Genomic DNA, 13,741 nt, shown 5'->3' with positions numbered 1-13,741 from the left:
CATGTTCGGCGGGGGCCGGATGGTGCCGAAAGTTGTCCACAGGCTGCGGGAATCGTCGTACTGATCGCGCGCTTGGCGGGGCGGGCGACATTCGCGCCTCCCGGAGCCGGGACTTCCCCGGGTGCAGCGGGTAACGTCGGGGCGTGCCCGCCGACCCACTGCAACGCGCCGGAACGCCACAGCGCAGCACGACGAGCCAGCCGACGAACGGCTCACGGGCGAGCGCGATCGAGGTCCGCAGGAGCGCCCGCCGACGCAGAACCGTCTCCGCGTACCGCGAGGGCGATCGCACCGTCGTGCTCATCCCCGCCCGGATGTCCGAGGCCGAGGAGCAGCGCTGGGTGAACGTCATGCTCGACAAGCTGGCCGCCCAGGAGAGCCGGCGCACGCTCGGCGACGCGGAGCTGGCCGAGCGCGCCGAGCGGCTGTCGGCGCAGTACTTCGACGGCCGGGCCCGGCCGTCGAGCGTGCGCTGGGTCACCAACCAGAACACCCGCTGGGGTTCGTGCACCCCCGCCGAGGGCAGCATCCGGCTGTCGCACCGCCTGCAGGGCATGCCCGAGTACGTCATCGACTACGTGCTGTGCCACGAGCTGGCGCACCTGCTCGTGCCCGGGCACGGCCCCCGGTTCTGGCGGCTGCTGGAGGCGTATCCGAGGACCGAGCGGGCCCGGGGCTACCTCGAGGGCGTGGCCGCGGCCGAACGGCTGCCCCATGTGGCGGACGCGCAGGGCGAGTGAGGACGCACCCCGCGTGAACGCCCGCCGAGGGCGTTCGCGTGCGTTGTGTACCGGGTCTGTACCGACATCGTCCGATGTCGGCGATTGCCGTTAGCCTGGCGCGACGCACTCACACTCGGGATGGGGGACGGTCGTACGCATGGCCAGGGAATTCCAACGCGGCCACAAGGCCAGGATCAGTGACCTCACGGCGGGCACGGATCTGTACGTAGGCGTGCAGATCTCCGGCCCCGGGCTGACCTTCGACATCAGCTGCTTCGGTCTGGACGCCGACGAGCGGCTGTCGGACGACCGGTACTTCATCTTCTACAACCAGCCGAAGTCCCCCGAGGAGTCCATCCAGCTGCTCGGTGCGCAGGCGGGCGACACGGAGTCCTTCCGGGTCACCCTCGACCGGATCCCGCAGCAGATCAGGAAGCTGTCCTTCACGGCGACCCTCGACGGCGCGGGCCAGATGTCGCAGGTCGGCCCGGGATACATCCGGATCGTGGCGGGCGGCGAGGAAGTGGCCCGCTATCCGTTCAGCGGGGCGGAGTTCTCCACCGAGCGGGCCGTGATGCTCGGCGACTTCTACTTCAAGGACGTCTGGCGGTTCGCCGCCGTCGGCCAGGGCTTCGACGGCGGTCTGGACGCCCTGCTGAAGAACTTCGGCGGCGAGGTCGCCGAGGAGGAGCCCGCCCCCGCACCGCAGCCCGAGCCCCAGGCCGGAGGCGCACCCGGCTTCGCCCCGCCCGCGCAGGCCGCCGCCCCGCCCGCCTTCGGCGTCCCCGCCGGCGGCCCGGCCCCGGCGGCCCCGCAGCCCGCGCAGAGCTTCGCGCCGCCGCCCGGTGCCACCCCGCCGCCGGCCCCCGCGCCCGCCGGGCCGCCGCCCCCGGTGCACGCCGCGCCGACGATCGTCGCCCCGCTGCACACCCCGCCCGGCGGGTCGCAGATGCCGCCGCCCCCGCCTCCGGCGCCCGCACCGCAGGGCTTCGGCCAGCCCGGCCCCGGCCAGGCCGCGCCGCTGCCCCCGGGGTACGCCGCCCCGCCGCAGGCCCCGCAGGCGCCCGCCCCGCCGCCCGGTTACGGGCAGCCGACGCCCCCGCCGGGCTACGGCCAACAGCCCCCGCCCGGTCAGGTGCCGGGTCAGCAGGCCCCCTTCGGCGCCCAGCAGGCTCCCGCGGGCGCCCCGCAGACCCCGGGCGTGCTCGGGGCGCTGCAGATGTTCAAGGAGACGCCCACCGGACAGCGGTGGACCCCGCAGAACAAGAAGCTCATCCGCGTCGACCTCGGCATGGGCGGCCAGCCCGTGCTGGCCCGGCAGGGCAGCATGGTGCTGTACCAGGGCAAGGTCGACTTCAGCTACAAGGGCGCCGGGTTCACCGGTCGCGTCGTCGGCAACGCCACCGGCCAGGAGATGCAGCTGATGCGCTGCACCGGCCAGGGCCAGGTGTTCTTCGCCGAGGACGCCACGATGCTGCACCCGATCGAGCTCCAGGGCGACGCCGTGTGCGTCTCCGCGGAGAACGTCCTCGCCTTCGACGAGGGCCTGCAGTACGAGGTGCGCCGCATCGAGGGGCACGGCATCCCGGGCGGGGCCCTGTTCACCATGCAGTTCCAGGGCACCGGCACCATCGTCGTCAAGACCCACGGCGTGCCCGTGGTCCTGCCGGTCACACCCACCACCTTCGCCGACTGCAACGCCGTGGTCGCCTGGTCGGCCGCCTCCCAGGTGGTCGTCTCCAGCCAGGTGAGGATGCGCCGCAACTCCTACCCCGGGGACACGGGGGAGAGCGTCAACCTCCAGTTCCGGGGCGCTCCCGGCAACTTCATCGTCGTCCAGCCGTACGAGATCTGAGGAGCCCGTCATGAACCACCCACCCGCGGGCTTCGCCCCCGCACCCGCCGGCGCCCGCATGGAGAACCACGGCAACCACATGCTGAAGGTCGCCATGCAGTCCGGTCACGACCTCTTCGCCCGGGTGGGCTCCATGGTCGCCTACGAGGGCTTCGTGCAGTACGAGCCCAACCCCCCGGCCGTCCGCCAGATCGCCAAGGACTGGCTGACCGGGGAGGGCGCCCCCCTGATGAAGTGCTCCGGTGACGGGCTGCTCTACCTGGCCGACTACGGCGCCGACGTCGTCGTGATCAACCTCAACGGAGACGGCATCTCGGTCAACGCGACTAACCTGCTCGCCTTCGACGCGCACCTCAGCTGGGGCGTGGAACGGGTCAAGGGCCTGGCGAAGTTCGCCGGCCAGGGCCTGTGGAACACCAAGATCTCCGGCCAGGGCTGGGTCGCCCTGACCTCCCGCGGCAAGCCGATCGTCGTCGACTGCGGCGGCGGGGACGACGAGACGTACGTCGACCCGGACGCCCTGGTCGCCTGGTCCCCGAACCTCAAGGTGAAGGGCAAGCGCAGCTTCCGCGCCCAGTCGCTGATCGGCCGCGGCAGCGGCGAGGCCTACCAGATGGCCTTCTCCGGTCAGGGCATCGTCGTCGTCCAGCCCAGTGAGGACAGCACCGACCGTCTCCGGGTCCGGGGCTGAGGGGGAGCAACACACCATGCAGAGCCCGCTTTTCGCCTACAACGACCAACCGACCCAGGAGCGCTGGAGCCTGCAGAACAAGCACATGCTGCGGGTCGCCCTGGAGGGCCACGACGACGTGCTCGCCCGCAAGGGCTCCATGGTCGCCTACCAGGGCCTGATCGAGTTCGACGCCGAGTACCAGAGCCGCGGTCAGGCCCGGTCCCGCGCGCACACCGGTGAGGGCCTCGACCTGATGCGCTGTCACGGGCAGGGCACCGTCTACCTCGCCAACCTCGCCCAGCACATCCACGTCATGGACGTGGACCAGGAGGGCCTGACCGTCGACAGCAGCTACGTGCTGGCGATGGACTCCGCGCTGCACCACGAGGTGATCGCGGTCGACAGCCAGTACGGCATCTCCGGCTCGGGCAAGTACCAGCTCAACATCACCGGCCGGGGCCGGGTCGCCCTGATGACCTCCGGCATGCCGCTGGTGATGCAGGTGACGCCCGACAAGTACGTCAACTGCGACGCCGACGCGATCGTGGCCTGGTCCACCGCCCTGCGCGTGCAGATGCAGGCCCAGACCCACTCGTCCGGCGTCTGGCGGCGCCGGGGCAGCACCGGTGAGGGCTGGGAACTCAGCTTCATGGGCAGCGGCTTCGTCCTCGTCCAGCCCAGCGAACTGCTGCCGCCGCAGAACGCCCAGATCGGCTCGGGCCTCGCCGCCCAGTACGGCATGGGCCAGCAGGGCGCCCGCGGGCACAACCAGGGCAACGTCTGGAGCTGACGGGCCGGGCGCAGCGTGCCGGTACGACGGGTGAGGGGGCGACCGCCCGGGCGGTCGCCCCCTCCTCCGTACGGTCGGCCCTCAGGCGCCGGGTCGGCTCAGACGCCGAGCCGCGCCCGGGTCGCCTCGACCAGACGGACGACGGAGGCGTCGGCCACCTCCGCCACCGCGTCGTAGGGGAACCAGCGCAGGTCCAGCGACTCGTCGCTGATCGCCTCGACCGCGCCGGACGGCGGCAGGGCCGCGTACTGGACGTCCAGATGCCAGGCGCAGGGCGTCTCGTGGCGGTCCAGCCGCACCGGACCGCCGGGCAGCAGGGTCAGCCCCGTGATGCCGGACTCCTCGGTGCCCTCCCGCAGCGCGGCGGCGGCCAGGGTGGTGTCGTCCGGCTCGCAGTGGCCGCCCATCTGCAGCCACATCCGCAGCTTCCGGTGCAGGGTCAGCAGCACTCTGCCCCGCTCCGGGTCGATCACCAGGGCGCTCGCCGTCACATGGCCGTCCCGGCACGCCTTCCACATGCCGTCCGGGTGGGCGGCGAGGTGGTCGAGGTAGGCGTCGCGCAGGTCCGTCTGGTCCTCGTAGCCCTTGAGCACGAGGACCGCGTCGTCGTGGAGGCTCACTCGCCGTCGTCGCCCTTGCGCCCGTCCTCGCCGTCGGTCCGGTCCGTGCCCCCGGCCTCCCCGGCGCCGCCGTCCTTCTTGCGCAGGTCGGGCTTGCCGGCCGCCTCGCCGAGCATCTTGTCGAGCTCGGAGAAGTCGATGTGCTCGCGGTGCACGAAGCCGTCCGGGTCGTCCAGGTCCGTCGCCGTGGGCAGCATGTCCGGGTGGGCCCACAGGGCGTCCCGGCCGTCGACCCCGCGCGCGTCCGTGAGCGACGCCCACAGGCGCGAGGCGTCCCGCAGCCGGCGCGGACGCAGCTCCAGACCGATCAGCGTGGCGAACGTCTGCTCCGCGGGGCCGCCGGAGGCGCGCCGGCGGCGCAGCGTCTCGCGCAGCGCGTCGGCCGACGACAGCCGGGGCTTCGCCGCCGCGTGCACCACCGCGTCCACCCAGCCCTCGACGAGCGCCAGCGCCGTCTCCAGCCGGGCCAGGGCGGCCTTCTGCTCGGGCGTGTCCTCGGGCTGGAACATGCCCTGCTGAAGCGCCTCCTGCAGCTGCTCGGGGTTCTCCGGGTCGAACTGGCCGACCACGTCCTCCAGCTTGCCGGTGTCGACCTTGATCCCGCGCGCATAGCCGTCGACCGCGCCGAACAGGTGCGAACGCAGCCACGGCACGTGCGCGAACAGGCGCTGGTGGGCGGCCTCGCGCAGCGCGAGGTACAGCCGCACCTCGTCCTCGGCCACGCCGAGGTCCTTGCCGAAGCCGGCGATGTTCAGCGGCAGCAGCGCGGCCTTGCCGGCCGGACCGAGCGGCAGACCGATGTCGGACGAGCCGACCACCTCACCGGCCAGCACCCCCACGGCCTGCCCGATCTGCGTGCCGAACATGGCGCCGCCCATCGAGCGCATCATGCCGATCAGCGGGCCGGCCATGGCCTGCATCTCCTCCGGCAGGACGTCGCCCATGGCGTTCCCGACGCGCTCGGCGACCGGGTCCACCAGCTCGCGCCACGCCGGCAGGGTCGCCTCGACCCACTCCGCCCGGCTCCACGCCACCGCGGAGGCCGCGCCCGACGGCAGCGACGTGGCGTCGTCGAGCCACAGGTCGGCCAGGCGCAGCGCGTCGTCGACGGCCTTGCGCTCGGCCGGCCCGACACTGGCGTCCTTCGTGCCGTCCGACGTGCCCTGCGCGACGGTCTGGCGGGCGATCTGCTTGGCCATGTCCCAGTTCACCGGGCCGCCCTCGTAGGAGAGCATCTGGCCGAGCTGCTGGAAGGCGGCGCCCAGGTCGGTGGGGTTCAGGGAACCGAACATCGCGGCGAACGGGTTGTCCGTCCCGGGGCCGCCAAATCCGCCGGCTCCGGGCATGCCGAAGCCGAACGGGTTGGCCGGGCCCTGACCACCGCCGCTCTGCGGGTCCTTCTTCTTGCCCTCGTCGCCGTCGTCCGGCTCCTCCGGCGGAAGGCCGAATCCGAATGGGGTGTCACTCACGGGATTCCTCGGCTGGTAGGGCCGCCGGTTCTTTCCGGCGGCACGGCTGCCCGACAACACCACCCAGCGTAGACACCCGAGGCGGATCGGGCCTCGGTGCTTCGCCGACAGACCGCCTGCGGCAGGATGGAGCCACCTGGTACGGACGCATCACGTGCGCCCGTACTGAAGACAACCGCTGGAGACGCCTGGTGAGTTCCCCAGATCCGCAGGTTCGCGCAGCGCGAAACCGGTCCGACCGTCCCGCCCGGGGGCCCGTGGTCGCCGTCACCGGTGCCGCCTCCGGGGTCGGCGCGCTGCTCACCGAGCGGCTGGCCGCCTCCGAGGACATCAAGCAGGTCCTCGCCATCGACGAGCGGCGCGGCGCGTGCGAGGACGCGCAGTGGCACATCCTCGACGTGCGGGACCCGGCCATCGCCGAGAAGCTGCGGGGCGCCGACGTGGTGGTCCACCTCGCCCTCGACCTGGACCTGGAGACCGACGCCGCCGCCCGGACGGCCTACAACGTCCGGGGCACCCAGACGGTCCTGACCGCCGCCGCGGCCAGCGGGGTGCGCCGCGTGGTGCTGTGCACCTCGGCGATGGTCTACGGCGCGCTCCCGGACAACGAGCTGCCCCTGTCGGAGGACGCCGAACTGCGGGCCACCGCCGAGGCCACCGGCGTGGGCGACCTGCTGGAGATCGAGCGGCTGGCCCGCCGGGCACCCCGCGCCCACCCCGGGCTCAACGTCACCGTGGTCCGCCCCGCCGTGCTGGTCGGCGGGGGCACCGACACCGCGCTGACCCGGTACTTCGAGTCGCCCCGGCTGCTGGTGGTCGCCGGGTCCCGGCCCGCGTGGCAGTTCTGCCACGTCGAGGACCTGTGCAGCGCGCTGGAGTACGCGGTCGTGGAGAAGGCCGAGGGGGAACTCGCCGTCGGGTGCGACGGCTGGCTGGAGCAGGAGGAGGTCGAGGAGCTCAGCGGGATCCGCCGGATGGAACTGCCGTCCGCGGTCGCGCTCGGCGCCGCGGCCCGGCTGCACCGCATCGGCCTCACCCCGTCCCCGGCCGGGGACCTGGCCTACACGATGTACCCGTGGGTGGTGAGCGGCAGCCGCCTGCACGCGGCCGGCTGGCGCCCCTCGTACACCAACGAGGAGGTGCTGGAGGAACTGCTCGGGGAGGTCTCCGGCCGGCACACGGTGGCCGGACGGCGGCTGGGCCGCAAGGACGCCACGGCGGCCGGTGCCGCGGGCGCCACGGTGGCCCTGCTGGGCGCCGCCGCGGTGGTGCGCCGCGCCCGCAAGGCACGGCGCCGCATCTGAGCGGAGCGTCCCGGGCACGCGGGTGTACGGGACCGGCCCGCGCCTCGGGTGCCGCCCGTGACCTGCGGGGCGACGCCCGGACCTGCGGAGCGACGCCCTGACCTGCAGGGTGCAGCCCGCCGGGCAGGGGCCACCTCCCCCACCCTCGGGCGCACCGGCTCGGCCCGCGGGGCCGTGGCAGCCCCCGCGCGCGTGTCCCGCGTCCGGTGCCGCCGCCCCGCACGGCCCCCGGTCGTACGAACGCTCCTTCCTGTAGGAGGCTCCAAACGACGCGCCCGGCTGCCGGAGGAGAACGCACTTCCGTGCCGCGGCGGACGTGCGGCACGATGGGGCACATGGCATCCACGCACGACCATCCGGGTGAACGGGCCGCAGAGGATCCGGTGCGGCTGATCGGGATCCGGGACACCCCGCTCTCGGTCGACGAGGTCCTGCGGGCCGTCGGCGACGACGCCGCGGGCGGCACGGCCCTGTTCGTCGGGACCGTGCGCAACCACGACGGCGGAGCGGACGTCGACGAGCTGAGCTACTCGTGTCACCCCAGCGCCGAGGCGGAGATGCGGCGGATCGCGGAAAAGGTCGCCGCCGACTACCCCGTTCGGGCGATGGCGGCCGTGCACCGGGTGGGTGATCTCGCGATCGGGGACCTCGCCGTCGTCGTCGGCGTGTCGTGCCCGCACCGGGGCGAGGCGTTCGAGGCGTGCCGCAGGCTCATCGACGACCTCAAGCACGAGGTGCCGATCTGGAAGCACCAGCGGTTCTCGGACGGCACCGAGGAGTGGGTCGGGGCCTGCTGACCGCCCGCCCCGGTCTCCGCCTCCTCTTCCGGCTTCCGGTCACCCGTCCGGCCCGTTCGGCCCCGCCCGTCGCGCCTCCGCCGACCGCCGCTCGCCCCGTCACTCGAACGTCCGTTCCCGGCCGCCGGCCTCCCGGGCCACCGGCCCCGCTCGCGCCGCCGCACGTCGACCGGTCCCGGCCGTTGCGCGTCGGCGGGTTCCGCCCGTCCACCAGGCTTCGCGCCCTCCGTTTGCCGCAGGCACCCCCGGTTGCGTAACCGGACCCCTGACGTGAGCGTTGTCACTGCGGATGGTTAATCTGCTGATCAGTTGGTGTTGCGGACGCTCATGGGGTTGGGAGGTCGGCATGGCGGTGCTCGCCTGGTTGCTGATTCCGCTGGTGGCCGCGATCGGTGCCGGACTGTGGGGCAGTTGGGCCGGCCGGACGCGCAAGGCGCGCAGCGACGGGCCGGAGCTCATCGGGTACGCCCGCTTCCGCGAGGCGATGGAGAAGTCCCGGACGGGCGGCTGAGACACGGGAAAGCGCAGGTCCCGGCGATGACACCACAGGGCCGCCCGTCCGGGCGGCCCTGACGGTGCGCCGACAGGCACGTCCCGTACTGTCGACCCATGCCACGCCGCACCGCGACGATGCTCGCCTCCACCCTGATGCTGATCGCGCTCCTGTGCGCGGGAGTCTTCATCCCCGTGCCGTACGCGGAGATGTCGCCGGGTCCGACGGTGAACACCCTCGGCGAGCACGACGGTGAGCCGGTGCTGCAGATCGCCGGGCGCGAGACCTACCCGACCGACGGTCACCTCAACATGACCACGGTGCGGGTCACCAGCGCCGACTACCGGATGAACCTGGTCGAGGCCGTCTACGGATGGCTGGCGCACGACAACAAGGTCGTGCCGCACGACACCCTCTACCCGGACGGCAAGACGGAGGAGGAGTCCACCCAGGAGAACGCCGAGGAGTTCAGCCAGTCCCAGGAGAGCGCCAAGGTCGCGGCCCTGAAGGCCCTGGACATCCCGGTGAAGTCCTGGGTGATCGTGTCGACGGTCGTCAAGGGGTCCCCCGCCGAAAGCCGGCTGCACGCCGGTGACGTGATCAAGGCGGTCGACGGCAAGCCGGTCGGTGAGCCGGCCGACGTCGCGAAGCTGGTGACCGAGCACAAGCCGGGCGAGGACGTCGTGTTCACGATCGTGCCCGCCTCGGAACAGGCCGCCGCCGAGAAGGAGAAGCGGACGCCGAAGAAGACCGAGAAGGTCACGATCACCACGGCGACCTCGGACGACGGCGGCGAGAAGCGAGCCGTCGTCGGCATCTCCGCCGGGACCGACCACACCTTCCCGTTCTCCATCGACATCAAGCTGGCCGACGTGGGCGGACCGAGCGCCGGTCTGATGTTCGCCCTCGGCATCTACGACAAGCTCACCCCGGGGAGCCTCACTGGCGGACGCTTCGTCGCCGGGACGGGCACCATCGACGACGACGGCAAGGTCGGCCCGATCGGCGGCATCCAGATGAAGACCGTCGGTGCGCGCGACAAGGGCGCCGAGTTCTTCCTCACTCCCGCCGACAACTGCGCGACGGCCGTCAAGGACGTCCCGGACGGCCTCACCCTGGTCGAGGTGAAGACGATCGACGACGCCCTCGGTGCCCTGGAGGACATCCGCGCCGGCGACACCGCCGACCTGCCGACCTGCAAGGCCTCCTGAACCCGGGTTCTGCGCCCCCGGCTCGCGGATCCTGGCCCCGGACCCCCGCTCGCCGGGCCCGAGGACCCGGCGGGGCGGGTGGCGGACGTGACTCCGGTCACTCCTCGAAGGTCGCCGACAGGGCCTGCGCCAGCCCCGGCACCAGGTCCGCGCCGGTCAGCACCTCCGTCGGGGAGTCCTTCTCGCGCAGCCGCAGCGCCGACTCGCGCGTGCCGTCGCGCAGCACCGCCACCGTCATCCGCACCTCCTGGCGCTCCGGGTGCCCGGCCACCCAGTCCGTCAGCGCGGCCTCGTCCAGGTCCTGCGGGACCTGTGCCTCCGCGGACGGCGGCAGGATCAGGCGCTCGACGGTCAGGGCGCAGCCGGTCACCGCGTCCGGCCAGGCGATGGTGCCGAGGAACTCGTCGAGCGGCTTGCCCGCGGGCAGCTCGTCCTGCTCGATCGGGGTGAGGGCGGTCGGCTGCGGCTCGTCGTCCAGGCCGAGCCGGTCCGCGAGCGAGGGCTGTTCGGCCCGTAGCCGGGCGGTGTCGACGAGGGCGAACAGGCGGGCGGGCTGGTCCCAGCCGAGGCCGGACACGTACTCGTCGATCTCGAGTACGGCCCTGGTGAGCGGGTGCGCCGCCATGGGTGTGTTGGACATGGTCACAATCTTCTCTCGTTCAGGGCCGGAATCGGGAACCGAGTAAAGGGTTAGTAAGTTGCATAGGTGGGGCCCACGTGCAGCGGGTTCCATACAGGGTCCACGGACACGCGGGCCAGACCAATCGACAGCGAACCTTGAGGTGCCTACCTTGGCTTTCCAGATGCCGGACCGCGGCGGAGGCCCGACGGGGCCACGGATGAGAGTGGGCCGTCCGTCCCGGCGGGTCCGGACCCTGCTGATGACACTGGGCGTCCTGGCCGTCCTCGCCATGGTGTTCACCATGTTCGCGGGGTTCTGGACCGACTGGCTGTGGTACCGCTCGGTCGACTACTCGTCGGTCTTCACGACCACCCTGTGGACCAAGATCGGCCTCTTCTTCGTCTTCGGCCTGCTGATGGCCGTGTCGGTCGGTTTCAACATCTGGCTGGCGCACCGCCTGCGGCCGCCGCTCAGTGCCATGTCGATGGAGCAGCAGAACCTCGACCGGTACCGGATGGGCATCGCCCCGTACAAGAAGTGGCTGCTGCTGGGCATCACCGCGCTGGTCGGTCTGATCGCCGGTGCCTCGGCGTCCGGCCAGTGGCGCACCTGGCTGATGTGGATCAACGGTGTGCCGTTCGGCGAGAAGGACCCCCAGTTCAAGCTGGACGTGTCGTTCTACGCCTTCGACCTGCCCTGGTACCGCTTCCTGCTGGGCTTCGGCTTCGCCACGGTCATCCTGTCGGTGATCGCCGCCGCGCTCACCCACTACCTCTACGGCGGGCTGCGCCTCACCAGCCCCGGGGCCCGCGCCACGGCCGCTGCCACCGGCCACCTGTCGGTGCTGATCGGCATCTTCGTGGCCCTGAAGGCGGTCGCCTACTGGCTCGACCGGTACGGGCTGGCGGTGAAGTCCAGTGACTTCAAGGCCACCGACAGCTGGACCGGCCTGCGGTACGTGGACGCCAACGCGTACCTGCCGGCCAAGACGATCCTGTTCTGCATCGCCGTCATCTGCGCGCTGCTGTTCTTCGGCACGCTGTGGCGGCGCACCTGGCAGCTGCCGGTCATCGGCTTCGGCCTGATGGTGCTGTCGGCGATCCTGATCGGCGGCCTGTACCCGGCGATCGTGCAGAAGTTCCAGGTCCAGCCGAACGAGCAGGCCAAGGAAGCGCCGTACGTCGAGAAGAACCTCAAGGCCACGCGCGACGCCTACGGCATCGACGGGACCCAGGTCACCGACTACCCGGGCACCAGCCAGACGGAGGACAAGACCAAGCTGCGGGACGCCGTGACCGACACGGCGAGCATCCGCATCATGGACCCGAACATCGTCTCGCCGACGTTCCAGCAGCTCCAGCAGATCAGGAACTACTACGCGTTCCCGACCAACCTGGACGTCGACCGGTACACCAAGGACGGCAAGGACCAGGACACCGTCATCGGTCTGCGCGAGCTGAACTACAACGGCATCCCGAAGCGGAACTGGATCAACGACCACTTCCGCTACACCCACGGCTACGGCGTCGTCGCCGCCGAGGGCACCAGCGCGGACGCCGGCGGCCGCCCGGTCTTCACCGAGTCGGACCTCCCCTCCAAGGGCGACCTGGGCACGTACGAGCAGCGCGTCTACTACGGCGAGCGCACCACCACGTACTCCATCGTCGGCGGTCCCCAGAAGGAGATCGACTACTCCGACGACACCGGTGAGAAGACCTACAGCTACCAGGGCGACAGCGGCGTCAACCTCGCCAACCCGGTCAACCGGGCGGCGTACGCGGTGGCGTTCAGCGAGCCGCAGATCCTGTACTCCGGCGCCATCGGCGACGGGTCGCGGATCCTGTACAACCGCACGCCCAAGGAGCGCGTCGAGGCGATCGCGCCGTGGCTGACCATCGACGGCGACGCCTACCCGGCGGTCGTCGACGGCCGGATCCAGTGGATCGTCGACGCCTACACGACGAGCAACGGCTACCCGTACTCGTCGCGGACGACGCTCGGCGACACCACGGCCGACTCGCTGACCGCCACCAACGACAACCGCGCGGTGGTGGCCCAGCAGAACCAGGTCAACTACATCCGCAACTCGGTGAAGGCGACCGTCGACGCCTACAGCGGCGAGGTCAAGCTCTACCAGTGGGACACCGAGGATCCCGTCCTGAAGACGTGGATGAAGGCGTTCCCGGACACCGTGGAGCCGAAGGGCGAGATCTCCGAGGCCCTGATGGCCCACCTGCGGTACCCGCAGGACCTGTTCAAGGTGCAGCGCGAACTGCTCACCCGCTACCACGTGAAGGACGCCACGACGTTCCTCTCCGGCAGCGAGGTGTGGCAGGTGCCGGACGACCCGACCAACAAGACGGGCGAGACGGTTCCGCCGTACTACCTGAGCATGAAGATGCCGGACCAGAAGGAACAGGTCTTCTCGCTCACCACGACGTTCACCCCGAACGGCCGTGACAACCTCAGCGCCTTCATGGCGGTCGACGCCGAGGCGGGCACCGAGGACTACGGCAAGATCAGAATCCTGAAGCTGCCGACGAGTACGACGGCCGCCGGACCCAAGCAGGTCCAGAGCCAGTTCAACTCGCAGCAGGACATCGCCGAGTCCATCAGGCTGCTCCGGGGCGGCGACTCCGAGGTGGAGTACGGCAACCTGCTGGCCGTGCCGCTCGACGGCGGACTGCTCTACGTCGAGCCGGTCTACGTCCGCGGTGGCGGGCTGAAGTACCCGCTGCTGCGCAAGGTGCTGGTGACCTACGGAGGCCAGACCGCCTTCGAGGACACCCTGGAACAGGCCCTCGACAAGGTCTTCGGCACCGACGGCGGCACCAGCCAGCCACCGGGCGAGGGCGAGGACGAGGGCACCGGTGAGGACGAGGGCAACGAGCCGCCCGCGTCCGAGGATCCGACGGTCCAGGCGGCGCTCAACGACGCCCAGGAGGCGTTCGAGGCCGGCCAGGAAGCCCTGAAGAAGAACGACTGGGAGGCCTACGGCAAGGCGCAGAAGGAACTCGAGGACGCCCTGCGCCGGGCCGAGGAGGCCCAGTCCGCCGAAGGGGGAGGCGGCGGCGGGGACAGCACTCCGGCCCCCGACGCCAGCCCCAGCGGCTAGCAGCACCCCTTGACCGGCGATCACGCCGGTCAAGGGCCCACCCCGCGCCGTGGTACGGTTCTTTCACAAC

12 protein-coding genes are annotated in these 13,741 nt (G+C 71.6%); 9 read left to right on the top strand and 3 right to left on the bottom strand.

What is annotated here, in order from left to right; all coding sequences use genetic code 11:
* Nucleotides 1-143: 143 nt before the first annotated feature.
* The 4 genes from AC02VZ_RS12115 to AC02VZ_RS12100 all read left to right on the top strand — a co-directional run bounded on the left by AC02VZ_RS12115 (nt 144) and on the right by AC02VZ_RS12100 (nt 4,040).
* Entirely contained in the window at nt 144-740 is a 597-nt protein-coding gene (locus AC02VZ_RS12115) for a M48 metallopeptidase family protein (protein WP_432054140.1), read from the top strand.
* Nucleotides 741-879: 139 nt separating this feature from the next.
* Nucleotides 880-2,577: a TerD family protein gene (locus AC02VZ_RS12110; RefSeq protein WP_476475353.1), complete on the top strand. Its 1,698-nt coding sequence runs from the start codon at nt 880-882 to the stop codon at nt 2,575-2,577.
* Between the two features lie 10 nt (nt 2,578-2,587).
* On the top strand, nt 2,588-3,268 hold the full coding sequence (locus AC02VZ_RS12105) for an AIM24 family protein (RefSeq protein WP_476475352.1): 681 nt from the start codon (nt 2,588-2,590) through the stop codon (nt 3,266-3,268).
* 16 nt (nt 3,269-3,284) lie between these two features.
* Nucleotides 3,285-4,040 carry an AIM24 family protein gene (locus AC02VZ_RS12100; protein WP_476475351.1) on the top strand — a complete coding sequence of 252 codons (756 nt, stop codon included), beginning with the start codon at nt 3,285-3,287 and terminating at the stop codon, nt 4,038-4,040.
* A 98-nt stretch (nt 4,041-4,138) separates the two neighbouring features.
* Here AC02VZ_RS12100 and AC02VZ_RS12095 read toward each other — a convergent pair whose 3' ends face one another.
* Both AC02VZ_RS12095 and AC02VZ_RS12090 read right to left on the bottom strand, forming a co-directional pair.
* Nucleotides 4,139-4,660 carry an NUDIX hydrolase gene (locus tag AC02VZ_RS12095; protein WP_476475350.1) on the bottom strand — a complete coding sequence of 174 codons (522 nt, stop codon included), beginning with the start codon at nt 4,658-4,660 and terminating at the stop codon, nt 4,139-4,141.
* Nucleotides 4,657-6,129, bottom strand: coding sequence for a zinc-dependent metalloprotease (locus tag AC02VZ_RS12090; protein ID WP_476475349.1), 1,473 nt, complete (start codon nt 6,127-6,129; stop codon nt 4,657-4,659). Before AC02VZ_RS12090 ends, AC02VZ_RS12095 begins: the two co-directional genes overlap by 4 nt.
* Before the next feature lie 191 nt (nt 6,130-6,320).
* Here AC02VZ_RS12090 and AC02VZ_RS12085 point away from each other — a divergent pair, with 191 nt between their 5' ends.
* The 4 genes from AC02VZ_RS12085 to AC02VZ_RS12070 all read left to right on the top strand — a co-directional run bounded on the left by AC02VZ_RS12085 (nt 6,321) and on the right by AC02VZ_RS12070 (nt 9,934).
* Nucleotides 6,321-7,433 carry an SDR family oxidoreductase gene (locus tag AC02VZ_RS12085; RefSeq protein ID WP_432054146.1) on the top strand — a complete coding sequence of 371 codons (1,113 nt, stop codon included), beginning with the start codon at nt 6,321-6,323 and terminating at the stop codon, nt 7,431-7,433.
* A gap of 335 nt (nt 7,434-7,768) precedes the next feature.
* A complete protein-coding gene (locus tag AC02VZ_RS12080; protein WP_432054147.1) occupies nt 7,769-8,230 on the top strand; it encodes a molybdenum cofactor biosynthesis protein MoaE in 462 nt (153 codons plus the stop codon).
* A 346-nt stretch (nt 8,231-8,576) separates the two neighbouring features.
* Nucleotides 8,577-8,741, top strand: coding sequence for a hypothetical protein (locus AC02VZ_RS12075; RefSeq protein ID WP_362091507.1), 165 nt, complete (start codon nt 8,577-8,579; stop codon nt 8,739-8,741).
* A gap of 98 nt (nt 8,742-8,839) precedes the next feature.
* Nucleotides 8,840-9,934 (top strand): YlbL family protein, encoded by a 1,095-nt coding sequence (locus AC02VZ_RS12070; protein ID WP_432054148.1) that lies wholly within the window; start codon nt 8,840-8,842, stop codon nt 9,932-9,934.
* 97 nt (nt 9,935-10,031) lie between these two features.
* Here AC02VZ_RS12070 and AC02VZ_RS12065 read toward each other — a convergent pair whose 3' ends face one another.
* Nucleotides 10,032-10,574 (bottom strand): PPA1309 family protein, encoded by a 543-nt coding sequence (locus AC02VZ_RS12065; RefSeq protein WP_432054149.1) that lies wholly within the window; start codon nt 10,572-10,574, stop codon nt 10,032-10,034.
* Between the two features lie 163 nt (nt 10,575-10,737).
* On the opposite strand from AC02VZ_RS12065, the gene AC02VZ_RS12060 reads away from it, so the two are divergent.
* Nucleotides 10,738-13,671, top strand: a complete 2,934-nt coding sequence (locus tag AC02VZ_RS12060) for a UPF0182 family membrane protein (RefSeq protein ID WP_432054277.1) — start codon at nt 10,738-10,740, stop codon at nt 13,669-13,671.
* The last annotated feature ends 70 nt before the right edge of the window (nt 13,672-13,741 follow it).

It is taken from the genome of Streptomyces sp. 3-6, assembly GCF_056323165.1.
Note: the sequence above shows the minus strand (reverse complement) of the source record. Positions and strands in the feature narration are given on the sequence as shown.